1 pseudogene is annotated in these 259 nt (G+C 61.8%); it reads left to right on the top strand.

The features are described 5' to 3' along the window. Window positions 1-23 precede the first annotated feature (23 nt). Window positions 24-218 (top strand): annotated as a pseudogene (locus SB765_RS31125) (nitrate ABC transporter substrate-binding protein); the annotation flags it as partial. Between the last annotated feature and the right edge of the window lie 41 nt (window positions 219-259).

Raw genomic sequence — 259 nt, 5'->3', positions numbered from 1 at the left:
CGGTGGCGTGCGAATCACGCTAAGCACCGAAGAGCGATGCCCAGCTCAAGGCCCACTACGACGCGCTGGGCCAGTACGCCCTGGCCAACCGCCTGATCCGCACGCCCTACGACATCACCCACGACCTGGCCACAGGCTTCACCCGCCAGGCACTGATCGACCTGCAGCTCACCCACTATTGGCCGTCCCTGGACGCTCAAATCAGCCAACAACCTTGAGAACATCACCCATGAAACTGCCTGTTTCCGTCATCTTCGGC

Source organism: Pseudomonas sp. SIMBA_067 (genome assembly GCF_046534675.1).
In the GTDB taxonomy this organism is placed as follows: Bacteria; Pseudomonadota; Gammaproteobacteria; order Pseudomonadales; family Pseudomonadaceae; genus Aquipseudomonas; species Aquipseudomonas putida.
Note: the sequence above shows the minus strand (reverse complement) of the source record. Positions and strands in the feature narration are given on the sequence as shown.